A 22,432-nucleotide genomic window follows, 5' to 3' on the forward strand; every position below is an offset into this window, starting at 1 on the left:
ATGAGGCGGCGCGTCAGCGCCCGGCCCAGTCAATGGCGGTTTGGAGAATCTGCGTCAGCGTGGCGCGGATCGGCGCGGCGAACGCGGCATCGTAGGGCGCGGGCCAATTGTCCGGTGTGCCCTTCCCGTCCGGCTCGCGCATGTAGCCGCGGTTGGAGAGCTCCATCTGCAGCGCATGCACGCCCTGATGCGGCTGGCCGAAATGGCGCGTGATCCAGCCGCCCTTGAAGCGTCCGTTGACGACAAAGGTCTCACCGGTTTCTGCCATGATCTGATTGACCATCGCCTGCAACGCCGGATCAGCGCTCCTGCCGTCGTTCGTGCCGAGGTTGAACACCGGCAGCGTGCCCTCGAACAATCGTGGCAGCACCGAGCGGATCGAATGGCAGTCGTAGAGGACAATCTTGCCATGCAAGGTGCGCAACCTGTCGATCTCGGCCTGCAAGGCGGCGTGGTAGGGCGCAAAGAACTTCTCGCCGCGCTCGTCGATCTCCGACGGTCCCGGCTCTTCGCCCTCGCGATAGAGCGGATCGCCGTCGAAGGTTTCGGTCGGACATAGACCGGTGGTTGCCTGACCGGGATAGAGCGAGGCGCCGGATGGATCGCGGTTGACGTCGATGACGGTGCGCGAGATCGCGGTGTGCACGACGGTAGCGCCGAGACCGCCGGCGAAATCATAGAGATTGTCGATCCACCAGTCGCAATCGCGGCGACCAAGCCATGGCGACACGAGCCGAGGCTCAAGCCCAGCGAGGTCGATGCCGGTATGCGGGATCGACACCAAAAGCGGTGCCGTGCCTTGTTTTATCGTCAGCCAAGAAGGTGTCATCGCGCAATCCCCGGCAGCGCCACGGCGCTCGCGGCCTTCGCGACTGCACCGCTACGTACCATGGCGATCGCCTTTTCCATGTCGGGGTGGAAGTGCCGGTCATTGTCGAGATGCGGCACCTCGGCGCGAACCAGCTTGCGCACGGCTTCAAGCGCCGCACTCGAGGCCAGCGGCGCATGGAAATCGCACCCTTGCGCGGCGGCCAGCAATTCAATGCCGATAACAGCCGTCGCATTCTCGGTCATGCCGATCAGCCGGCGCGCGCCATGCGCAGCCATCGAGACATGGTCTTCCTGGTTGGCCGAGGTCGGGATGGAATCGACGCTGGCCGGATAGGCTTTCTGCTTGTTTTCCGAGACAAGTGCGGCCGCTGTCACCTGCGGGATCATGAAGCCGGAGTTCAGGCCGGGCTTGGGCGTCAGGAAGGCGGGCATGCCTGACAGCGCGGGATCGACCAGCATGGCGATGCGGCGTTCCGACAGCGAGCCGATCTCGCAGACGGCAAGCGCGATCATGTCGGCGGCGAAGGCGACCGGCTCGGCGTGGAAATTGCCGCCGGAGAGCGCCGTGTCGTCCTCGGCGAAGATTAGCGGATTGTCGGTAACGCCATTGGCCTCGGTTTCGAGCGTATCGGCGGCCTTGCGCAGGACATCGAGCGCGGCGCCCATCACTTGCGGCTGGCAACGCAGGCAATAGGGATCCTGCACCCGCTCGTCGCCGAGCCGGTGCGACTCGCGGATGGCGCTGCCGGCCATCAGATTGCGCAGCGCATCCGCGGTCTCGATCTGGCCGCGATGCTTTCTCAACATATGGATGCGCGGATCGAAGGGCGCGTCGGAACCTTTCGCCGCGTCGGTCGAGAGCGCTCCGGCGACAAGCGCCGACTGGTAGAGCACTTCGGCCTCGAACAGGGCGGCCAGCGCATAGGCCGTCGAAAACTGCGTGCCGTTGAGCATCGCCAGGCCTTCTTTGGCGCCCAATGTCACGGGCTCCAGCCCGTGCGAGACGAACGCGACCTTCGCCGGGAAGCGGCCATGCGGAGTAAAGCATTCGCCGACGCCGATCATCACCGCCGTCATGTGCGATAGTGGCGCAAGGTCGCCGGAGGCGCCGACCGAGCCTTGCGCCGGCACCACCGGGATGACGTCATTGGCCAGCATCGCTTCGAGCAACTCGATGGTTTGCGGGCGCACACCGGAGGCACCCTGCGCCAGGCTCGCAAGTTTCAGCGCCATCATCAGCCGGGCAACGGCAACAGGCATCGGCTCGCCGACGCCCGCGGCATGCGAAAGCACGATGTTGCGCTGCAGGGTCTCGAGATCCTCGGCGGGAATGCGCACGCTGGCCAGCTTGCCGAAACCGGTATTGATCCCATAGACCGGCTCACCCTTGGCGACGATGCGCGCGACAGCTTCGGCGCTTGCCTTGATTTTTGGGCGGCAGGCACCGTCCAGTTTCGGCACGGCGCCACGGTAGATGGCGCGCCAGTCGGCCAGCGTCGCATCGCCGGGCTTCAGCGTCAGTTCTGTCATTGTCCTCTCCAGATGCGGGCATGCAGCGGGTTGAAGCCCATGCGGTAAACGAGTTCGGCGGGACGCTCGATGTCCCAGATCGCCAGGTCGGCGGATTTGCCCAGTTCCAGCGTGCCGGTCTCGTCGAACAGCCCCAGCGCACGCGCGGCTTCGCGGGTGACGCCGGCAAGACATTCGTCGACCGTCATGCCGAACAGGGTCGCCGCCATGTTCATGGTCAGAAGCAGCGAGGTCAGCGGCGAGGTGCCGGGATTGTTGTCGGTGGCCACAGCCAATCTGACGCCATGCTGGCGGAACAGGCCGATCGGCGGCTTCTTGGTCTCGCGGATGAAATAATAGGCGCCGGGCAGGATCGTCGCCACTGTTCCCGCCTTGGCCATCGCCATGGCGCCAGCCTCGTCCGTGTATTCGAGATGATCGGCCGACAATGCGCCATAATGGGCGGCGAGTTCAGCGCCATGCAGGTTGGACAGCTGGTCGGCGTGGAGTTTTACGGGCAAGCCGAGCGCCCTGGCCTTGTCGAACACGCGAGACATCTGCTCGGGCGAAAAGGCGATGCCTTCACAGAACCCGTCGACGGCGTCGGCCAAGCCTTCCTCGACGACGCCGGGAAGGATCGTTTTGGCGACGAGATCGATGAAAGCGTCCTTGTCGCCCTTGGCTTCGGGTGGCAGCGCGTGGGCTGCGAGACATGTGGTGCGAACCGTCACCGGGCGTTCATTGCCCAGTTGCCGCGCGCCGCGCAGCGATTTCTTCTCGTTTTCAAGATCGAGACCATAGCCCGACTTTATTTCAACGGTGGTGACGCCTTCGGCCATCAGCGCATCGAGGCGCGGCAGCGTCTGGGCAACCAGGTCGTCCTCGCTGGCGGCACGCAAGGATTTGACCGAGGAAACGATGCCACCGCCGGCCCTGGCGACCTCTTCATACGTGGCTCCGGCCAGCCGCATCTCGAACTCGTTGGCGCGGTTCCCGGCATGAATAAGATGGGTGTGGCAGTCGATCAGGCCGGGCGTGATCCAGCGGCCCTCGCAATCGATGATCTCGCCCTCGGCAAACGCCGACGGCATCTCGGATTGCGAACCCGCATAGACAATGCGGCCGTCGCGCGCGGCGAGCGCGCCTTGCTCGACGATACCCAGTCCGGCAGAATTTTCAGCCATGGTCGCCAGACGGGCATTGCGCCACAGGCGAAGCCCCCCTGCCGAGTTTTTGCTCTCTACGGCCATCATCTTTTCCGTTTCAATCGGTGGCGATTATGTATATACATATCGAAACGCACTGCAAGTGTCATCATCGCACACGAGACCGGGAAGCGGAGAGAAAAGTGACCGATATCTTTGCGGAACAGGCGGTTCTTCCCAACGGCTGGCACGACAATGTGCGGATCACTTTCGCCAATGGGCGCATTGCGGCCGTAGAGCCTGGGAGCACCGCGTCGCCTGGTGACGAACGCCATGCCATTCTCCTGCCAGGCATGGCCAATCTGCACAGCCACGCCTTCCAGCGCGGCATGGCCGGGCTTGCCGAGTTGCGCGGGCCCTCCGCCGACAGTTTCTGGAGCTGGCGCGAGGTGATGTACCGCTTCGCGCTGTCGATGACTCCCGACCAGGTCGAGGCGGTGGCGGCGCAGCTCTACGTCGAAATGCTGGAGGCCGGTTTTTCGCGCGTCGGCGAATTTCATTATCTGCACCATGACCGCGATGGACAACCCTATGCCAACCCAGCCGAGATGGCCGAGCGCATCGCTGCCGCGGCCGGCGAAACGGGGATCGGCCTGACGCTGCTGCCGGTGTTTTACGCACATTCCTCCTTCGGTGGTTGCGCGCCAAACGAAAGCCAGCGCCGATTCATCAACGATGTGAATCGGTTCGCCCGGCTTGTTGAGAAAAGCCGGGAATCTGTTCGCTCTTTGAATCAAGCGATTGTCGGCGTTGCCCCGCACAGTCTGCGGGCCGCGACGCCTGAGCAACTCACGGCGGTTGCGGCCATGGCGCCAAACGGGCCGATCCACATCCATGTCGCCGAGCAGGTGAAAGAAGTCGAAGACTGCCTTGCCTGGTCCGGCGCGCGTCCGGTCGAATTTCTGCTTGGGGCTGCCGCTGTCGATCAGCGCTGGTGCCTGATCCACGCCACCCATATGACCGATGCTGAAACCATCCGCATGGCCAGGAGCGGCGCCATTGCCGGCCTTTGCCCGATCACGGAGGCCAATCTCGGCGACGGCACCTTTGCCGCGCCTTTGTTCAGGGAGCATGGCGGCCGCTTCGGTGTCGGCTCCGATTCCAACGTGCTGATCGGCCTGCCCGACGAATTGCGCCAGCTCGAATATTCGCAGCGCCTCGCGCACCGCGCCCGCAATGTGCTGGCCGTGGCTGGCGGCTCGACCGGCCGCGCGCTGTACGACGCAGCGCTTGACGGCGGCAGCGTCGCGCTTGGCGCCGGTGCATCGCAAATCGCGCCTGGTGCATCCGCCGATCTCGTCTCGCTCGACGCCGGCAACCCCTCGCTGGCCGGCAAGACCGGCGATGCGATCCTCGACGCCTGGATTTTCGCCAATGGCAGCAAGGTCGATTGTGTCTGGGTGCATGGCAAGAAACAGGTCAGTGATGGCAGACATGCCAAGCGCGAGGCCATCGCTGAGCGGTTTCGCGGCGTGATGACAGCGCTTTCCGAGGGTTCAACCAGATGAGCATGGCTGAACCGACGGAGATAGACGACAGCGAGACCGTCTCGCTGCATCAGCGTATCCTTTCCGATATCCGGGAAAAAATCCTGTCCGGCACCTGGGTGCCCGGCCACCGTATCCCGTTCGAACATGAGCTGACCGCCGAATACAAATGCTCACGCATGACGGTGAACAAGGCTCTGTCGCAGTTGGCCAAGGCAGGTTTGATCGAACGCCGTCGCCGGTCGGGCAGTTTTGTCCGCCAGCCGCAATCGCAGGCAGCCGTGCTGGAACTTCACGACATCAGGATCGAAGTCGAGGCGCTCGGCCTGCCCTATCGCTACGAGCGGCTGGAACGCCTGAAACGGCGCAGCAATGGGGAGGACAGGACGTTGCTCGAACTGTCCGCCGCAGGTCCAGTGCTATGGCTCGAAGGTCTTCATTTTGCCGGCGAGCGGCCATTCGCGCTCGAGCAACGTCTGATCAATCTTGCGGCGGTTTCGGAAGCCGGGGACGAAGAGTTTCTGGAAATCGCCGCCGGGCCTTGGCTGATCGACCGCGTGCCGTGGAGCGAGGCCGAGCATCGGATACGCGCCATGAGCGCTGACGACGCCATCGCCGATGCGCTCGACATCGATCCCGGGGCACCTTGCCTGGTGGTCGAACGCCGCACCTGGAGTGCCGAGCACCCGGTCACCCACGTGCGCTTCATCTATCCGGCGGAAAGCCATACGCTGGTGGCAAGGTTCACGCCGTCGCAGGGGTGAGCGATCTCCCCCTCGTCGTGGGGGAGATCGGCAGTTCTGACGTCGCGCCTTTACAGCGCCGCGGTGATAATAATCTCGACCAGATATTCCGGGCCGGCGAGCTTTGCTTCGCCGGTGGCGCGGGCGGGCGTGTGACCCTGCGGCACCCACTTGTCCCATTCGGTATTCATCTCGGCGAAGGTGCCCATGTCGGCCAGCCAGATGATCGCCTGGACGATCTTGGTCTTGTCGGTACCGGCCTTGGCCAGCAATTCGTCGATGGTCGCCAGAATATCGCGGGTCTGCGCGGCGACGTTGCCGCCGGGTTCGCCGACCTGGCCGGCCAGGTAGACGGTGTTGCCGTGGATGACGATCTGGCTCATGCGCGGGCCAACATCGATGCGACGAATGCTCATTGCGAGTTCCTTCCGTTGTGATCGCGCCTCTTTAGAGTCGCCGCCCGCTTCGGGCAAGGCCGGCTGAACCGAAACCGCTTGAGCCAATTGCTCCATCCAGGGCCAGGCGCCTACACGGCGAGTTGACCACCGCGACGCAATTCCGCCGGATTGGCTTGTTGACTAATGTAATAACATCACATATCCAAACGGCCGCACCTTAGCCGGATTTGGTTTCCCACGGAACGATATGACCCAGACCTGCCTGACATTCCGTGACCTGACGTTGGGCTACAACAGCCATCCCGCGATCCATCACCTCGATGGCGCGATCCGCAAGGGCTCGCTGACGGCCGTGGTTGGGGCCAACGGCTCTGGCAAGTCGACGCTGATGAAGGGTATTGTCGGGGTGCTGAAGCCGATGGCAGGCGAGGTCATTCGCGCGCCGGGCGTGCGGGCGGCCTACCTGCCGCAGCAATCGGAACTCGATCGCTCCTTTCCCGCCCGCGTTGTCGATCTGGTCTCGCTCGGCCTGTGGCCGAAGCGCGGCATGCTTGGCCGCTATACCGGGGAAGATCGTGAGGCCGTCAGCCAGGCTTTGATGGCCGTCGGCCTCGGCGGCTTCGAGAAGCGGCCGATCGACACGCTGTCGGGCGGCCAGTTGCAGCGCACGCTGTTTGCCCGCGTGCTGTTGCAGGATGCCGACCTGATCCTGCTCGACGAACCGTTCAACGCCGTCGACGCCAAGACCGTCGGTGATCTCATTGCCTTGATCAAGCGTTGGCACGGCGAAGAGCGCACCATCATGGTCGTGGTCCATGATCTCGATCTGGTGCGCCAGAATTTTCCCGAAACACTGCTGCTTGCCCGTCAGCCGGTTGCCTGGGGCGAGACCCGGGAGACGCTGAAACCGGAGAACCTGCTGCGTGCGCGCCGCTTCCACGAAGCCTGGGAAGAGAACGCGCCCTGGTGCGAGCCTGACGAGCACGCTCATGACCATGACCATCATGGCCACGACCACGATCATCACCACGGCGCCGGACCGAGGGCTGCCTGATGGATGCGCTCTACAGCCTTTTCATCGCCCCTTTCGCCGATTTCGGCTTCATGCAGCGGGCGCTGTTCGGCTCGCTGATGCTGTCGCTCGGCGCCTGCCCGATCGGCGTCTTCCTGATGCTGCGGCGCATGAGCCTGTCGGGCGACGCGATGGCGCATGCCATCCTGCCGGGTGCGGCCGCGGGTTTCCTGTTCTACGGGCTGGAAATCCTGCCGATGACCATTGGCGGCCTGATCGCCGGCATCATCGTGGCGCTCGGCGCCGGTGCCGTGTCGCGCTTCACCATCCAGCGCGAGGACGCCTCGATGGCGGCCTTCTACCTGATTTCGCTCGCCATCGGCGTGCTGATGGTGTCGATCCGCGGTTCCAGCGTCGACCTCATGCATGTGCTGTTCGGCACGGTGCTGGCGCTCAACAACGAGGCTTTGACGCTGATTGGCGGCATCGTCGCGGTGACGCTGGTCAGCCTTGCCATCTTCTGGCGGGCGCTGGTGGCCGAATGCCTCGACCCGCTGTTCCTGCGTTCGGTCAGCCGCATGGGCAGCCCGGTGCATTTCATCTTCCTCGGCCTCGTCGTGCTCAATCTGGTCGGCGGCTTCCAGGCGCTCGGAACCTTGCTTTCCGTCGGACTGATGATGCTGCCGGCGGCAGCCGCGCGCTTCTGGACGACGCGCGTCGAACCGATGTGCGTGCTGGCCGTACTGATCGGCTTTGCCTCCTGCATCGCCGGACTGCTCCTGTCCTATCATGCGTCACTGCCATCCGGCCCTGCCATCATCCTGTCGGCCGGCGTCGTCTATTTCGCCTCGATCCTGTTTGGCACGCGCGGCATCCTGCGCGCCCGCATCATCCATCACCGTCACAGAACGGCCTGATCCCCCGCCCTAAAAGGAGACCCGCTTATGCTCAAATCGATCCGTGCCGCCCTGACGATGAGCGTTATAACATTTGCCGCCTTTAGCGCGTCATCGGCTTTCGCCGCGCCGCTGAAAGTGGTCGCCAGCTTCACAGTCATTGCGGATTTCGCCAAGAATGTCGGCGGCGACCGCATCGCGATCACCACGATCGTCGGTCCAGACGGCGACGCCCATGTCTACGAGCCGAGCCCTGCCGACGCGGTGGCCATGGCCAAGGCCGATATCGTGCTGGTCAACGGCCTGCACTTCGAAGGTTTCCTGCAGCGCCTGGTCGATGCCAGCGCCACCAAGGCCTCCATTGTCACCTTGACCAAGGGGGTGACGCCGATCGACTTCAAACCTGAATTCGCCGACGCCGATGCGGCCGAGGGTGCCGGTACCGGCGGCGGCAAGACCGTCGCCGATCCGCACGCCTTCCAGTCGATCGCCAATGCCAAGATTTATGTGAAGAACATCGCCGAGGCCTTCTGCGCGGCCGACAGCGACGGCTGTGTCAGCTACCAGACCAATGCCGCCGCCTACACCAGGAAGCTCGATGCGCTGGAAGGCGAAGTGAAGGCGGCGATCCAGTCGATCCCCGAGGCAAAGCGCGTCGTCATCACCTCGCATGACGCCTTCGGCTATTTCGAACACGAATACGGCCTGACCTTCCTCGCTCCGCAAGGCATTTCGACCGATTCCGAACCGTCGGCCGCCGATGTCGCCAAGCTGGTAGAGCAGGTGAAGCAGGACAAGGCCGCGGCCATCTTCGTCGAGAACATCACCAACCCGCGCCTGATCGAGCAGATCGCCAGCGAGACCGGTATCAAGGTCGGCGGCACGCTCTACTCGGACGCGCTGTCGCAGCCCGACGGCCCAGGCTCGACCTATATCGACATGATGCACAACAACATCCGTCAGATCAAAGGTGCCATTCTGGGCAGCTGAATTTGATCCGCACCCAAACCGGGTCGTATCGGCCTGGTTGGATTTTCTGGCGTGCCGTGTCTATTTGGCAGAGAATTCCGTCGATGCGGATTGCCGTGCCCACCGGGCAATGGCAAGACTGCCGCCAAACCAGATTGCGAGGATATGAGCCATGGAATATCGCCAGATCAGCGAGGACTATTCGGTCTCGGGTCAGATCCAGCCCGAAGATGTCGCCACCATCAAGGAAGCCGGCTTCAAGAGCGTGATCTGCAACCGGCCGGACGATGAGCAGCCCGGCCAACCTTCGGCGGACACGCTCAAGGCAACGGTCGAAGCCGCTGGCCTCGCCTTCCGCTACATCCCGGTGATCAGCGGCCAGATGACCGCCGAAAATGTCGAGGACCAGGCAGAGGCGCTCGACGAACTGGAGGGCCCGGTGTTTGCTTATTGCCGCTCTGGCGCGCGCTGCACCAATCTGTTCCTGGCGATACAACAGTCGAAGGGTTAGATCGGCAGCGCCCCGGTTTCCTTCAGCGTCTCCAGCACGATCGCCGTCTTCACATGCTGTACCGATTCGTGCGGCAGGAGCACGCCGTTGACGAATTCGGACAATGATTTGAGATCGGGCGTCACCACCTTCAGGATGTAATCCATCTCGCCGGTCAGCGCGTGCGCCTCCTGCACTTCCGGCAGGCGCGCCACCAATTCGCCGAAGCGCCGCGCATTGTCGCGGTTGTGGGTGGCCAGCGTCACTGAAATGACATTGACCAGCGAGAAGCCGAGCCTGTCGCGGTCGAGCACGGCGCGATAGCCCTTGATATAGCCATCCTCCTCCAGCCGCTGCCGGCGGCGCGAGCATTGCGATGCCGACAGGTTCACCCTTTCGGAAAGGTCGTTGTTGGTGAGCCGCGCGTCGCCCTGCAAGAGCGCCATTATCTTGCGGTCAAACTGATCAATGCGCGCATTGTCCATGGTTTTCTCCCATATCATGCATGTTTCACGCATAACATCACCATTTCAAGCGTTTGAATGCAAGCACCATGCACAGGCTCCGCGCTATGATGACGTTGGATGGCCTTTTTAGGCCAAGCAGCTTCCGGAGGAATTATCATGGGTCCCTTCCCACACGACGCCCCGCCCGCCACGATCAGCAAGGACAACCCTGCCGGCACCGATGGTTTCGAGTTCGTCGAATTCGCGCATCCGGAGCCCAAGAAGCTAGCCGAACTGTTCACCCGCATGGGTTATATGGCGGTAGCCAGGCATCGCACGAAGGACATCACCGTCTGGCGCCAGGGCGACATCAACTATGTCGTCAATGCCGAGCCCGGCTCGCACGCGATGAAGTTCGCCGACAAGCACGGCCCTTGCGCGGCCTCGATGGCCTGGCGGGTGGTTGATGCCAAACATGCCTTCGAGCATGCGGTGTCGAAGGGCGCCACGCCTTATGACGGCGACGACAAGGCACTCGACGTGCCGGCCATATCAGGCATTGGCGGTTCGCTGCTCTATTTCATCGAGGCCTATGGCAAGAAGGGCTCGGCCTATGAGGCCGAGTTCGAATGGCTGGGCGAACGCGACCCGCGACCGCAGGGCGTCGGCTTCTATTACCTCGACCACCTGACCCACAATGTCTATCGCGGCCAGATGGACAAATGGTGGGACTTTTATCGCAATCTGTTCGGTTTCAAGCAGATCCATTTCTTCGACATCGACGGCAGGATTACCGGCCTGGTCAGCCGCGCCATCACCTCGCCCTGCGGCAAGATCCGCATTCCATTGAATGAGTCCAAGGACGAGACCAGCCAGATCGCCGAATACCTGAAGAAGTACAATGGCGAAGGCATCCAGCACGTCGCTGTTGGCACGGACGACATCTACGCCGCCACCGACAAGCTCGCCGAGAACGGGCTGAAATTCATGCCCGGCCCACCCGAAACTTATTACGAGATGTCGTACGACCGCGTGAACGGCCATGACGAGCCGATCGAGCGGATGAAGAAGCACGGCATCCTGATCGACGGCGAAGGCGTGGTCGATGGCGGCACGACCAAGATCCTTCTGCAAATCTTCTCGAAGACCGTGATCGGGCCGATCTTCTTCGAGTTCATCCAGCGCAAGGGCGATGAAGGCTTTGGCGAAGGCAATTTCCGCGCGCTGTTCGAATCGATCGAGCAGGACCAGATCAAGCGCGGCGTCATCAAGGTTGAGGGCAAGGCGGCGTAAAAGTGAAAGCTCGTTTGCGGTTCGATCAGCGTTGACCTAAGTTCCGGCCATAAGAGGTCGATCTGTGAACGTCTCCATAGCTGCAGCCAGAGCCAAACTGTCGGAACTAGTGAGACGCGCGAAAGCTGGCGAGGAGATCGTGCTCACGCGGGGCGGGAAGGCCGTGGCGCGTCTCTTGCCGCCGCCGGTGAAGGAAGACCTTTTGCCACGCATCGGCGCCTTGAAGGGCTAGATTCGTATCGCCGATGATTTTGACGCCCTTGGCCCTGAATGGGCCGAGTATTCGAGATGACGGCTAGAGCCCCAGCCGCTCGACCTCTTTCTCCCTCAGCTTCATATCATAATCGAGCAGGAACTCGTCCAACTGCGGCGGCGCGACCGAGCTACCCGACAGCATGGCGTGGACCTGGCCGCGATGGTGGATGTCGTGCAGAAAAACGTGCGCCAGGATATCGCCGATCTTTTCTGGGATCATGCCGTCCTCGCGCCGGTCGGTGATGACGCGGCGATCGAGATCGGCCTCCGACAGGCCATCGCAGAAGGCGATCAGCCGCCGGTCGGCCGCCAGCTGCGCCACGCAAAGCTCCGGCGCAGCATCGAAAGGAACGAAGTCATCGTAGGCAGCGGCACCGACGCCGCCTTCTTCGAGAAAATCGAGATAGAGCTGATCGACCGCGAGGACATGGTTGAGCGTTGCCTTGATCGACGGAAAAAAGCTGGTGCGTTCGGTTTCGAACTCGCCGGGCTTCAGCGCAAGCACGGCGCGATAGAGCCGGTCGTTCGACCACAAATTGTTGCGCGCCATGCGGCGAAGATGCTCGAGCAGGGTCATTCTTCCTCCTTGCGCTCACCGCTCGTATTTCTCCACCGTCTGCTCGATGGCGCCGAAAATCGAGGCTCCGGTCTTCGACTTCATCTCGATGCGCACCGTGTCGCCGAAGCGCAGGAACGGTGTCTTCGGCTCACCCCCTTCAATGGTCTCGATCATGCGCAGTTCGGCGATGCAGGAATAGCCGGCGCCGCCCGCCGAGACTGGCTTGCCCGGGCCGCCGTCGAGTTTGTTGGATACCGTACCCGAACCAATGATGGTGCCTGATACCAGTGGCCTTGTGCGGGCGGCGTGAGCGATCAGGGCCGGGAAATCGAAGGTCATGTCGATACCGGCATTGGCGCGGCCGAACGGCTTGCCGTTGATGTCGGCGAGCAGCGGCAGGCTGACCTTGCCACCATCCCAGGCGTCGCCCAGCTCATCCGGCGTCACCGCGACCGGAGAGAAGGCGGAGGACGGTTTCGATTGGAAGAAGCCGAACCCCTTGGCGAGTTCCGACCCGGTCAGCGCGCGTAGCGTGACATCGTTGACCAGCATGACCAGCCGGATCGCGGCGCGTGCCTGATCGAGGCTGGCGCCCATCGGCACGTCATCGACGATGACGGCAATTTCGGCCTCCATGTCGATGCCGAAGGCCTCATCGGCCATGCGGATCGGATCACGTGGCGCAACGAAGGAGTCCGAGCCGCCCTGGTAGATCAGCGGGTCGGTCCAGAAGCTCGCCGGCATTTCGACGCCACGCGCTTTCCGCACCAGTTCGACATGGTTCACATAGGCGGAGCCGTCGGCCCATTGATAGGCGCGCGGCAGTGGCGAATGCGCATCGTGTTCGTGGAAGCGAGCTGCCGGCATCGCATTGTTCTCCAGCGATTCCGCGATTGTCGCGAGATGCGGCGAGATCCTGCGCCAGTCGTCGAGTGCCGCCTGCAGCGTGCGCGCCAGGAACGAGGCGTCGGTGTATTGCGTCAGGTCGCGCGAAACCACGACGAGTTTCCCGTCGCGCGTTCCATCCTTCAGCGTGGCAAGCTTCATGCGGTTCCCTCTCCTTGTGCAGCTTTCTCGCTGCTTAGCTCCACAACAAGGCCGTCACGGGCAATCGTCAAGTCGCCGGCCCATGTTTTCCTGACGGCGTCGATCCAATCCGCCTCGCCGATTTCGGCATCGTCGGCTGGAATGAGGTGATTGAGCACCAGCCGCTTTACGCCGGCATCGCCGGCGATACGACCGGCCTCCTCGGCAAAGGTGTGGCTGGCGAGCAGATGTTCCCTGAGCCGCGCGCCATTGCCGGTTCTGGCGACCAGCCGTTCGATGCCTTCTTCCAGCATGGCTTCATGGACCAGGATATCGGCACCTTCGGCGAAATCGGCGAGCGGCGGGAAGAAGGCTGTATCGGCCGAGAACACCACGCTTTTTGCGCCATGCTCGAAGCGCAGGGCAAAGCAGTCGGTCACTGGTGGGTGGTCGACGCGCAGCGCCGTCACCTTCAGGCCGCGTTGCTCGACCACAGGGCCCTCGCCGAATTCGTCTACAGAAACCAACTCGCGAATGTCGGGCCGGCCTTCATCGACGATGCGGATCTCGATATCGAATTCCATTGACTGACAAAAGCGCCGCCAGTAGTGGCCGACCCCAGGCGGGCCGAACACGGTGACCGGCGTCGCCAGGCCAGCCGTCCAGGCGGTGTGGATCAGCGGACCCAGTTCCAGCAGATGGTCGGAATGCAGGTGTGTGATGAAGATCAGGTCGAGCGCCTTCAGGCTGACACCGGCATCGACCAGCCCGCGCGTGACGCCAAGCCCGCAATCGACGACGATTGATCGCCCACCGATCTCGAGCAGCGACGAACTCGGCCACGGTCCGCCCGGCCGCAGCGCAGGACCGCCTTTCGAGCCCAGCAGCACCAGCCGATCCGGTATTGGCTTGCCGCTCAAGACCAGTCGCCCTCGGGCGTGCCGTTGAAGCGTTTCTTCAGGTCGGCCCAGCAATCGATGTAATTGTCCTGCCGGGTTTCGAGTTCGGCGCCGTAGCGGGTGAGCATCTGCGGAAAGCGGGTCTCGAACATGAAAGCCATGGTGTTGTCGAGCTTGACCGGTTTCAGGTCGGCGCGCGAGGCTTTTTCGAAGCCAGGCGCATCCGGGCCATGGGCCAGCATCAGATTGTGCAGGCTGATGCCGCCGGGAACGAAGCCCTCCTCCTTGGCATCGTACTGGCCGTGGATCAGCCCCATGAACTCGCTCATGATGTTGCGGTGATACCAGGGCGGCCGAAACGTATCCTCGGCCACCAGCCAGCGCGGCGGGAAGATGACGAAATCGATATTGGCCGTGCCTTCCTCGCCGCTCGGCGCGGTGAGCACGGTGAAGATCGACGGGTCGGGATGGTCGAACAGCAGCGCGCCGACCGGCGAAAAGGTCGCCAGATCATATTTGTAGGGGGCGTAGTTGCCGTGCCACGCCACCACGTCGAGCGGCGAATGGCCGATCTCGGTGACGTGAAAATTGCCGCACCATTTCACGATCAGCCGGCACGGCGTCTCCTTCTCCTCGAACCAGGCGCAAGGCGTCTTGAAGTCGCGCGGATTGGCCAGGCAATTGGCGCCGATCGGTCCTCGATCGGGCAGCGTCAGCTTGGCGCCGTAGTTCTCGCAGACATAGCCGCGCACTTCGGCGTCAACCAATTCGACCTTGAAGACGAGGCCGCGTGGCAACACGCAGATCTCGCCGGGCCGAAGCTCGATGACCCCCATCTCGGTGACGAAGCGCAAGCCGCCCACCTGCGGCACCACCAGCAACTCGCCATCGGCATTGAACAAATGGTCGTCGACCATCGATGTGTTGGCAACATAGACATGGGCTGCCATGCCGGTCTGCCCGAGCACGTCACCGGCCGTGGTAATGGTGCGCATGCCCTGGATGAAATCGGTCGGTTCGTTCGGCATCGGCACCGGATTCCAGCGGTACTGGCCAAGCGCCAGTTCATGATCGCCGACATTGGGGGCGGTCTTCCACAGGGGGTAGCTGGCGGCCTTGAAGCGGCCGGTATGCTTGACGCTCGGCCGGATGCGATAGAGCCAGGAGCGCTCATTGGTGCCGCGCGGCGCGGTGAAGGGCGAACCGGAAAGCTGTTCGGCATAAAGGCCGTAGGCCGGCCGCTGCGGCGAGTTGCGCCCCTGCGGCAGCGAGCCAGGCAGTGTCTCGGTCTCGAAGTCGTTGCCGAAGCCCGGCATGTAGGAAAAGGCCATCGCTTCCTCCCGGATTGACCAAACTGGTTGCATTTGTAACCATTGAAAATGTAACTATCAATCTTCGTTTTTCCCGGGTGAGGACAATGAACATTCTCGAACTCGAAAGCTTCCTGCCCTACCGGCTCTACCGTCTTGCCGATGCCGTCAGCCGCGAATTCTCGAAGGTCTATAAGGACCGCCATGGCCTGACCCGGCCCGAATGGCGCACGTTATCGGGCTTGGGACAGCGCGGCACGATGACCGCGACGGAACTTGGCGAGCAGTCGGCCATGCACAAGACCAAGGTCTCGCGCGCCGTGGCCGAGTTGGAACGGCGGCGCTGGCTGGTGCGAACACCCGACGAGAACGACCGCCGCGTCGAGCACCTGGCCCTGACCAAGACCGGGCTTGCGGCCTATCGCGAGATGGTGCCGCTGGCGAAGGCGTTTGAGAGGGAATTGCTGGCGAAGTTTGGCGTGGACGAACGTGCCGCGATTATGAACGGGGTGGCGGCGCTGGAGATGGCGTTGGAAGGAAAATAGAGTTGATAGGCTGGCAGGACAGAGGGGGGCGCGAAGGAACTCTGCGTCTCTATCGACGCGTCTCACCAGTCCATCACCACTTTGCCCGAACTGCCGCTCCTCATCGCATCGAACCCAACCTGGAAATCATCGATGCCGATGCGATGCGTGATTAGGCCGGTCACATCGAGCGGGCCCTGCACCAGGGCGATCATCTTGTACCAGGTCTCGAACATTTCGCGGCCATAGATGCCCTTCAAGTGCAGCATCTTGAAGATGACCTTGTCCCAGTCGATCTCGAAGCCGGTCGGCGCTATGCCGAGGATGGCGATCTTGCCGCCATTGTTCATGGTGTCGATCATGTCGCGGAAGGCGGGCGCGGCGCCCGACATTTCGAGACCGACGTCAAACCCCTCGGTCATGCCGAGCACCGGCATGACATCGCGCAGCTTTTCCTTCGAGGCATCGACGACATGCTGGACGCCGAGCTTTTTCGCCAGCGCCAGCCGCACCGGGTTGATGTCGGTGATGACCACCTTGCGCGCGCCGACGCATTGCGCCACCAGCGCGCCCATGATGCCGATCGGCCCGGCGCCGGTAACCAGCACATCCTCGCCTACCAGATCAAAGGACAGCGCCGTGTGGACGGCATTGCCCAAGGGGTCAAAGATGGCGGCGATCTCGTCCGGAACATCGTCGGGTATCGGCACGACATTGTGCTGCGGGATCACCAGATATTCGCCGAAAGCGCCAGGACGGTTGACGCCGACGCCGAGCGTGTTGCGGCACAGATGCCCCCTGCCCGCACGGCAGTTGCGGCAATGACCGCAGACGATGTGGCCCTCGCCCGACACGCGCTGGCCGATCTTGTATTCGGTGACCGCAGCACCAAAGTCGGCGACCGTGCCGACGAATTCATGGCCGGTGACCATCGGCACCGGCACGGTCTTCTGCGCCCACTGGTCCCAATTGTAGATATGCACGTCGGTGCCGCAGATCGCCGTCTTCTTGACCTTGATCAACACGTCGTTGGGGCCGATCTCCGGCACCGGCACCTCTTCCATCCAGATGCCCGGCTCGGCCTTGGCCTTCACCAGCGCCTTCATCATGTTCGACATTCTTTTGTCCCTTGAATCTCTTGATCCGGAATCGCTTTTCGGCGCCGGCCGTTCAGGAAATCACGCCCAATTCCCTACCGACCGCACCGAATGCCTCCACCGCGCGGTCGATATCGGCGCTGGAATGCGCCGCCGACATTTGGGTGCGGATGCGCGCCTGGCCTTTCGGCACGACCGGGAAGGAAAAGCCGATGACATAGATGCCACGCTTCAGCATGCGCGCGGCCATCTCCTGGGCCAGCGTCGCATCACCGAGCATCACCGGTATGATCGGATGATCGGCGCCTGCCAGCGTGAAGCCAAGCTTACCCATTTGAGACCTGAACCGCGCCGCATTGGCATATAGGCGCTCGCGCAAGGCATCGCCATTGCGGATCAGGTCGAACACCTTGATCGAGGCGCCGGCGATCGCCGGCATCAGCGTGTTGGAAAAGAGATAGGGCCGCGAGCGCTGGCGCAGCCAGTCGACGACCTGGCTTTTGCCAGAGGTATATCCGCCGGAAGCGCCGCCGAGCGCCTTGCCGAGCGTGCCGGTGATAATGTCCACCCTGCCCTCGACGCCGCAATGTTCGGCCGAGCCGCGGCCGTCTGCACCCACGAAACCGACTGCATGGCTGTCGTCGACCATCACCATCGCGTCGTATTTCTCGGCGAGATCGCAGACACCTCGGAGATTGGCGATGATGCCGTCCATGGAAAACACGCCGTCGGTGGCGATCAGGCGGAAGCGGCAATCCTTCGCTTCCTGCAATCGCGCCTCGAGATCGGCCATGTCGTTATTGGCGTAGCGGAAGCGTTTGGCCTTCGACAGCCTGACACCATCGATGATCGAGGCGTGGTTCAACGCATCCGAGATAACAGCGTCTTCGTCACCAAGCAGCGTCTCGAACAGGCCGCCATTGGCGTCGAAGCAGGAGCCGTAGAGGATGGTGTCTTCCAGGCCGAGGAAGGATGAAATTGTCGCCTCGAGTTGTTTGTGCTCTTCCTGCGTGCCGCAGATGAAGCGCACCGAGGCCATGCCGTAGCCGTAGCGATCGAGCGCCTGCGTGGCCGCCGCGCGCAGGTCCGCGCTGTCGGCAAGGCCGAGATAATTGTTGGCGCAGAAATTCAATACCTTCTCGCCGCCGACCTCGATTTCGGCCGACTGCATCGAGGAAATCACCCGCTCGGACTTGTAAAGGCCGGCGGATTTCAGCCCTGCAAGCTCGCTGTCGATATGGGAGAGAAATGCTGCGGTCATGATCAGGCCTCGTTTGACGTGGGCAGACTGTCGTCCCGCCGGCGCAAAAAATCCATCGCAAAAGCGACCGGATCAGGTGGCCGGGCAGCATCAGCCGGGATGCAATGGACATTGCCCAAGTGACGGCCCGGGAACTCATGGACTGACGAATGCTCAAAAGCGGTCTTGCGGCGAAAGAAGCCGATAACCATTTCGCGATTTCTCCGCGCCTCCCCCTTGCCGGCCGGCCGTTGACTTCCGGTCCTGTTAACGTTTGCAGTTCAATGGTGCTCATACAGAAATCCGTTGGCGAGAGGACCGCCCCCGAACATGTCTCAGCAGCCGGTGCAAACCGTTTCAGGCAAGCTCATACTGCTGATCAAAGCTGGCTACTGGCTGGCGCTGCTGATCATTGCCGCCATGGTGGCGGCCTCCTTCGTCCTGCTGCAGCAGACGATGGCCACGCAGCAGCACAACAACACGCTGCTCGACATCGTCGGCACGCAAAAAACGTTGTCGCAGCGCATCGTTTTCCTTGCCAGCGCAACAGGCGCCGCCTCGCGCGACAAGCAGCCAGCGCTGGTCAGCGCGCTGAAGCAGGCCACGGCTGAGTTCGAGACAAGTTATGATCTGCTGCTCAAGCAGACAGGCGCGGATCCGCAATCGCCTGCCAAGTTCGATCCGAAGTCGATCGAGAGCGTGCTTTTCGCCAAACCCTTCCATCTCGATTATTTCTCGGTTGGCCTGATCGCCAACGGCGATCGGCTGGTCTCGGCCTTTGAATCGCAACTCAACCAGCTCGACAATGGGGGCTACAAGGGCGGCGCCGAACGAGTCAACCTCGATGCCTCGGTCGCCAATGCCACGCTGTCGGGCTATGCCGCGCTTGGCCAGCGTATCAGTGCGGATGCCGACGAGCGCTCCGAGAAGCTGCTCACCCTCCATCGCACGCTGTTCTACGCCACCCTCGGTGTCATCCTGCTGGTGGCGCTGTTCATCTTCAGGCCGATGTCCAACGCGATCCTGCGCAAGACACGTGAACTGGTCGATGCGCGCAATTCGATGGCCTTCATCGCGGTGCATGACGGCCTCACCGGCCTGCACAACCGCACCTTCCTGACCGACCATTTCGAGACGCTGATCAAGGGCGCGCATCGCCGGCGCGAACGCCTGGCCGTGGTCCAGCTCGACCTCGACCGCTTCAAGCAGATCAACGATACGCTGGGCCACGCCGCCGGCGACTATGTCCTGGTGGTGACCGCACAGCGCATGCGCGATTCCTGCCGGGCGTCGGATCTGTGCGCGCGGCTTGGTGGCGACGAATTCGTGATGATCCTCAACGGAGCCGGCAACACCGAGGACATCAACATGCTGGCACGGCGCATCCTGGTGCACATCAATGAGCCCATCGTGTTCCAGGGCACCACCATTCTTCCGGGCGCCAGCGGCGGCATCGCCGTCTATCCGATCGATGCCGACAATGCGCAAGACCTGCTCGTCCATGCCGATCTGGCGCTTTACTCCGCCAAGAAAATGGGTGGCGGCAACTTCTCGTTCTTCTCAGAGGAACTGCGCCGCGAGCTCGACTACCGCAAGCAGCTCGAACACGACATCAAGGTCGCCATTTCCGAAAAGGCGTTCCAGGTCTATTTCCAGCCGCAGGTCTCGCTGACCGACGGCACCATCAGCGGCATCGAAGCGCTCGTGCGATGGAACCATGCCGAGCGCGGCATGATCTCGCCGGGCGAGTTCATTCCGGTCGCCGAGAAATGCGGCTTCATGCCGGAGATCGGCCGCATCGTGATCAGCAAGGCGATCAACGAGGCCGCTGAATGGAACCGTGCCGGGATTGCCTTCGGGCGGCTTGCCGTCAATGTCTCGGGCACCGAGCTGCGCGAGCACGATTTCGATGCGTTTCTGTTCGAGACGCTGGAGAAAGCCGGACTGCCGCCGCAGAAACTGTCGCTGGAAATCGTCGAATCCGTCATTCTCGACGACGAGAAGACAGGCATCGCGGCGAAGTTGCGCCACATCAGGGCGGCCGGCGTGCATCTGGAACTCGATGATTTCGGAACCGGCTATGCTTCGCTCAGCCACGTCAATCCCAATGAGATCGACCGACTCAAGATCGACCGCCGCTTTGTCCAGAACATCCACGAGAATGGCGACAACTCCAAGATCGTGCGCGCCATCACGGAGCTTGCCCGGGGGCTGGGCATCTCCATCGTCGCCGAGGGCGCCGAAACGGAGGCGGAACTCGATTCGCTGATGGCAATCGGCTGCGACCAGGTGCAGGGCTATTCGATCGCCTTCCCGATGCCGCATGAAAAGGCGCTCGAGTGGCTGACCGCCCGCATGCCGAAGAAAGCCAGGCTGACGGTATTGCAGGGAAGCCTGGCGTAGGTAGAGCCCGGCCAGCCTTGACAAGCAGCCGCGGAAATGGCGGCCTGCCCTGATCGCAACCGGGTAGCGGCCCCATGATATTCCTTCGGTTTGCCCTGGCAGCCATGTTGATGTCGGCGTTGCCGGCCTATGGCGCGGATCGCACCATCTATCTCACCTTCGACGACGGTCCGCTGAACGGCACGAGCAACATCCTCGACGTCTTGGAGGCGGCGCAGGTTCCCGCAACGCTGTTCATGGTCGGCATGCATGCCGAAGCCAGTGCGTCCAACAAGGCGTTGGTACGGCGCGCCAAGGCGATGCCGCTGGTGACGATCGGCAACCACAGCTACAGTCACGCCTACAATCACTACCGGCACTTCTATGGCGATACGGAAGGCGTGGTTGCCGACATGCTCAAGGCCAATGCCGTATTGGGCCTGAAGCCGGCGGTGCACGCCCGCCTGCCGGGTCGCGATGTGTTCCGGCTGCCTTCGATGTCGAAGAACGACAATTCGCTTGGACAGGCGCAAGCCGGGCGTGAGGATCCCGACTATGAGTTTGTCGCGGCGTCCGGCTTTTATCTCTATGGCTGGGACCATGAGTGGGTGCACAAGGACAGCGGTGAGCCGGTGCAGAGCGTCGATCATCTGGTCAGCGAGATCGATCATTTGTTCGGCTATGGCCATTTCGCCAAACCAGGCAAGTTGATCCTGCTTATGCACGACGAGATGTTTCAGGACGGCTTTGACGGCAAGACGCAACTGACCAAGCTGATCACCGCATTGAAACTACGCCACTATGCGTTTGGAATAATCCAGAGCTATGACGACTGAGCCATCAGGTCGGCACTGCTAGCTCCCCACATTCTCCCGCAACGCCGCGAGCACCTGCGCAAACTCCGCCAGACGCTCGTCGGACAGTCCGGTGCGAAGCCGCTTGTCGAAGACGAGCGCGGCTTGCCGCAACGTCTCGAACAGCGCTTCTCCCGCCGCCGTCAATTCGACCATGTGAACCCGTCGGTTGACGGGGTCGCGCCGCCGCGTCAGCAGGCCCTGCACCTCCATCGCATTGAGATGATGGGTCAGCGTCGCGCCCTGGATGCCGATCATGCCGGCAAGTTCGCGCTGATTGGCAAGCTCGCTCGACTTGACCGACAGCAGCGTGAGCCAGACCGGCAAGGTCCCCCCCGCTTCAACCAAGGCAGCGTCGAAGGCCTGGGCAACAAGCTTGGCGGTGCGGCCGAGATTCATGCCGACCGGCGGGCGGTCAAATGGTGTCATGATCTGACAGTAGAGCAAGCAGTGGAAACGTGAAACTGGGCTTCATGATTGACATCTAACTGTTAGATATCTAATTTTGTCTTATTGATGGCGTCACGACATGGTTGCGATGCGTGGGCGGCGGGCGAATGAGAGGAAATGCGGTCATGCAATATGTTTATATCGTCGTCATCGGCCTGCACGTCATGGCCGGCGTCTTCTGGGCCGGCACGACCATCGCGGTTGCCCGCGATCCGGACATCCGGGCAGAGCGGTTCTTTCGGCCGCAAATGGGCGCGGCCGGCTTGGCTTTCCTGACCGGTTTGCTGCTCTGGTATTTCTTTCATGAGGGTGCTTTCGGCTCGATGGAGAAGGTACTGGCGCTCGGCATTTTGACGGCGCTGATCGCCGCCGGCGTGCAAGGCGCGCTTGTGGGCTCCGCCAGCAGGCAGCTTGCCGGCGCCGATGCCGCGACCCAAACGGAGCTGCGCGCGAAAATGACCAGGGGCGAACGCATCGCCGGCGGGCTGCTGGTCATCACCGTGCTTTGCATGGCGACCGCCAAGATGTTTTAGAATCGCACGGCCGGTGAAAGCCGA

Annotated in this window: 25 protein-coding genes; 12 read left to right on the forward strand and 13 right to left on the reverse strand. The window is 62.4% G+C overall.

Annotation, left to right across the window (positions count from 1 at the left end):
- Positions 1–13: 13 nt before the first annotated feature.
- From hutG to hutI, 3 genes are read right to left on the reverse strand one after another with little or no spacing between them, the layout of a single operon-like run.
- Complete coding sequence (hutG, locus tag O7A70_RS13760) at positions 14–829, reverse strand: N-formylglutamate deformylase (protein WP_337140789.1); 816 nt, start codon at positions 827–829, stop codon at positions 14–16.
- Positions 826–2,361: a histidine ammonia-lyase gene (gene hutH, locus O7A70_RS13765; RefSeq protein WP_337140790.1), complete on the reverse strand. Its 1,536-nt coding sequence runs from the start codon at positions 2,359–2,361 to the stop codon at positions 826–828. The genes hutG and hutH overlap by 4 nt, the downstream gene beginning before the upstream one ends.
- Positions 2,358–3,590, reverse strand: a complete 1,233-nt coding sequence (hutI, locus tag O7A70_RS13770) for an imidazolonepropionase (protein WP_337140791.1) — start codon at positions 3,588–3,590, stop codon at positions 2,358–2,360. The genes hutH and hutI overlap by 4 nt, the downstream gene beginning before the upstream one ends.
- Before the next feature lie 98 nt (positions 3,591–3,688).
- On the opposite strand from hutI, the gene O7A70_RS13775 reads away from it, so the two are divergent.
- Both O7A70_RS13775 and hutC read left to right on the forward strand, forming a co-directional pair.
- Complete coding sequence (locus O7A70_RS13775; RefSeq protein WP_337140792.1) at positions 3,689–5,053, forward strand: formimidoylglutamate deiminase; 1,365 nt, start codon at positions 3,689–3,691, stop codon at positions 5,051–5,053.
- A 2-nt stretch (positions 5,054–5,055) separates the two neighbouring features.
- Positions 5,056–5,796, forward strand: coding sequence for a histidine utilization repressor (hutC, locus tag O7A70_RS13780; RefSeq protein WP_337140793.1), 741 nt, complete (start codon positions 5,056–5,058; stop codon positions 5,794–5,796).
- A 50-nt stretch (positions 5,797–5,846) separates the two neighbouring features.
- Here hutC and O7A70_RS13785 read toward each other — a convergent pair whose 3' ends face one another.
- On the reverse strand, positions 5,847–6,191 hold the full coding sequence (locus O7A70_RS13785) for a RidA family protein (protein ID WP_027143113.1): 345 nt from the start codon (positions 6,189–6,191) through the stop codon (positions 5,847–5,849).
- A gap of 229 nt (positions 6,192–6,420) precedes the next feature.
- Here O7A70_RS13785 and aztA point away from each other — a divergent pair, with 229 nt between their 5' ends.
- The 4 genes from aztA to O7A70_RS13805 all read left to right on the forward strand — a co-directional run bounded on the left by aztA (position 6,421) and on the right by O7A70_RS13805 (position 9,561).
- Positions 6,421–7,227: a zinc ABC transporter ATP-binding protein AztA gene (aztA, locus tag O7A70_RS13790; RefSeq protein WP_337140794.1), complete on the forward strand. Its 807-nt coding sequence runs from the start codon at positions 6,421–6,423 to the stop codon at positions 7,225–7,227.
- Positions 7,227–8,102 carry a zinc ABC transporter permease AztB gene (gene aztB / locus O7A70_RS13795; protein ID WP_140714263.1) on the forward strand — a complete coding sequence of 292 codons (876 nt, stop codon included), beginning with the start codon at positions 7,227–7,229 and terminating at the stop codon, positions 8,100–8,102. The genes aztA and aztB overlap by 1 nt, the downstream gene beginning before the upstream one ends.
- Positions 8,103–8,129: 27 nt before the next feature.
- A complete protein-coding gene (gene aztC, locus O7A70_RS13800; RefSeq protein ID WP_337140795.1) occupies positions 8,130–9,071 on the forward strand; it encodes a zinc ABC transporter substrate-binding protein AztC in 942 nt (313 codons plus the stop codon).
- A gap of 151 nt (positions 9,072–9,222) precedes the next feature.
- Positions 9,223–9,561 (forward strand): TIGR01244 family sulfur transferase, encoded by a 339-nt coding sequence (locus O7A70_RS13805; RefSeq protein WP_337140797.1) that lies wholly within the window; start codon positions 9,223–9,225, stop codon positions 9,559–9,561.
- On the opposite strand, the gene O7A70_RS13810 is transcribed toward O7A70_RS13805, so the two are convergent.
- The gene (locus O7A70_RS13810) at positions 9,558–10,025 is read right to left on the reverse strand and encodes an Lrp/AsnC family transcriptional regulator (protein WP_337140799.1); all 468 of its coding nucleotides are present in this window, start codon (positions 10,023–10,025) and stop codon (positions 9,558–9,560) included. The two genes, O7A70_RS13805 and O7A70_RS13810, sit on opposite strands and share 4 nt — an antisense overlap.
- A 138-nt stretch (positions 10,026–10,163) precedes the next feature.
- Here O7A70_RS13810 and hppD point away from each other — a divergent pair, with 138 nt between their 5' ends.
- Positions 10,164–11,279 (forward strand): 4-hydroxyphenylpyruvate dioxygenase, encoded by a 1,116-nt coding sequence (gene hppD / locus O7A70_RS13815; protein WP_337140800.1) that lies wholly within the window; start codon positions 10,164–10,166, stop codon positions 11,277–11,279.
- A 64-nt stretch (positions 11,280–11,343) separates the two neighbouring features.
- Positions 11,344–11,511 (forward strand): type II toxin-antitoxin system Phd/YefM family antitoxin, encoded by a 168-nt coding sequence (locus O7A70_RS13820; protein ID WP_337140801.1) that lies wholly within the window; start codon positions 11,344–11,346, stop codon positions 11,509–11,511.
- A gap of 63 nt (positions 11,512–11,574) precedes the next feature.
- On the opposite strand, the gene O7A70_RS13825 is transcribed toward O7A70_RS13820, so the two are convergent.
- The 4 genes from O7A70_RS13825 to hmgA are packed head-to-tail and all read right to left on the reverse strand — an operon-like array spanning position 11,575 to position 15,349.
- Positions 11,575–12,111: a DinB family protein gene (locus O7A70_RS13825; protein WP_337140802.1), complete on the reverse strand. Its 537-nt coding sequence runs from the start codon at positions 12,109–12,111 to the stop codon at positions 11,575–11,577.
- A gap of 15 nt (positions 12,112–12,126) precedes the next feature.
- The gene (locus tag O7A70_RS13830; protein WP_337140803.1) at positions 12,127–13,140 is read right to left on the reverse strand and encodes a fumarylacetoacetate hydrolase family protein; all 1,014 of its coding nucleotides are present in this window, start codon (positions 13,138–13,140) and stop codon (positions 12,127–12,129) included.
- Entirely contained in the window at positions 13,137–14,024 is an 888-nt protein-coding gene (locus tag O7A70_RS13835; RefSeq protein ID WP_337140884.1) for an MBL fold metallo-hydrolase, read from the reverse strand. Before O7A70_RS13835 ends, O7A70_RS13830 begins: the two co-directional genes overlap by 4 nt.
- A gap of 11 nt (positions 14,025–14,035) precedes the next feature.
- Positions 14,036–15,349: a homogentisate 1,2-dioxygenase gene (hmgA, locus tag O7A70_RS13840; RefSeq protein ID WP_337140804.1), complete on the reverse strand. Its 1,314-nt coding sequence runs from the start codon at positions 15,347–15,349 to the stop codon at positions 14,036–14,038.
- An 86-nt stretch (positions 15,350–15,435) separates the two neighbouring features.
- Between hmgA and O7A70_RS13845 the strand changes: the two genes are divergently transcribed.
- Positions 15,436–15,873: a MarR family winged helix-turn-helix transcriptional regulator gene (locus O7A70_RS13845; protein WP_337140885.1), complete on the forward strand. Its 438-nt coding sequence runs from the start codon at positions 15,436–15,438 to the stop codon at positions 15,871–15,873.
- 62 nt (positions 15,874–15,935) lie between these two features.
- Here O7A70_RS13845 and tdh read toward each other — a convergent pair whose 3' ends face one another.
- From tdh to O7A70_RS13860, 3 genes are read right to left on the reverse strand one after another with little or no spacing between them, the layout of a single operon-like run.
- Positions 15,936–16,970 carry an L-threonine 3-dehydrogenase gene (tdh, locus tag O7A70_RS13850; protein ID WP_337140806.1) on the reverse strand — a complete coding sequence of 345 codons (1,035 nt, stop codon included), beginning with the start codon at positions 16,968–16,970 and terminating at the stop codon, positions 15,936–15,938.
- 52 nt (positions 16,971–17,022) lie between these two features.
- Positions 17,023–18,210 (reverse strand): glycine C-acetyltransferase, encoded by a 1,188-nt coding sequence (locus O7A70_RS13855; protein ID WP_337140807.1) that lies wholly within the window; start codon positions 18,208–18,210, stop codon positions 17,023–17,025.
- A gap of 2 nt (positions 18,211–18,212) precedes the next feature.
- Complete coding sequence (locus O7A70_RS13860) at positions 18,213–18,401, reverse strand: hypothetical protein (protein WP_337140808.1); 189 nt, start codon at positions 18,399–18,401, stop codon at positions 18,213–18,215.
- Between the two features lie 118 nt (positions 18,402–18,519).
- On the opposite strand from O7A70_RS13860, the gene O7A70_RS13865 reads away from it, so the two are divergent.
- Both O7A70_RS13865 and O7A70_RS13870 read left to right on the forward strand, forming a co-directional pair.
- Positions 18,520–20,592, forward strand: coding sequence for a putative bifunctional diguanylate cyclase/phosphodiesterase (locus tag O7A70_RS13865; protein ID WP_337140809.1), 2,073 nt, complete (start codon positions 18,520–18,522; stop codon positions 20,590–20,592).
- A gap of 74 nt (positions 20,593–20,666) precedes the next feature.
- Entirely contained in the window at positions 20,667–21,407 is a 741-nt protein-coding gene (locus O7A70_RS13870) for a polysaccharide deacetylase family protein (RefSeq protein ID WP_337140810.1), read from the forward strand.
- An 18-nt stretch (positions 21,408–21,425) separates the two neighbouring features.
- Here the strand turns inward: O7A70_RS13870 and O7A70_RS13875 are convergent, their stop codons facing one another.
- Entirely contained in the window at positions 21,426–21,824 is a 399-nt protein-coding gene (locus O7A70_RS13875; RefSeq protein ID WP_245262090.1) for a MarR family winged helix-turn-helix transcriptional regulator, read from the reverse strand.
- 176 nt (positions 21,825–22,000) lie between these two features.
- Between O7A70_RS13875 and O7A70_RS13880 the strand changes: the two genes are divergently transcribed.
- On the forward strand, positions 22,001–22,408 hold the full coding sequence (locus O7A70_RS13880) for a hypothetical protein (protein ID WP_027143187.1): 408 nt from the start codon (positions 22,001–22,003) through the stop codon (positions 22,406–22,408).
- Positions 22,409–22,432: the final 24 nt, after the last annotated feature.

This window comes from Mesorhizobium sp. Cs1299R1N1 (genome assembly GCF_037179655.1).
Taxonomy (GTDB): Bacteria; Pseudomonadota; Alphaproteobacteria; order Rhizobiales; family Rhizobiaceae; genus Mesorhizobium; species Mesorhizobium salmacidum.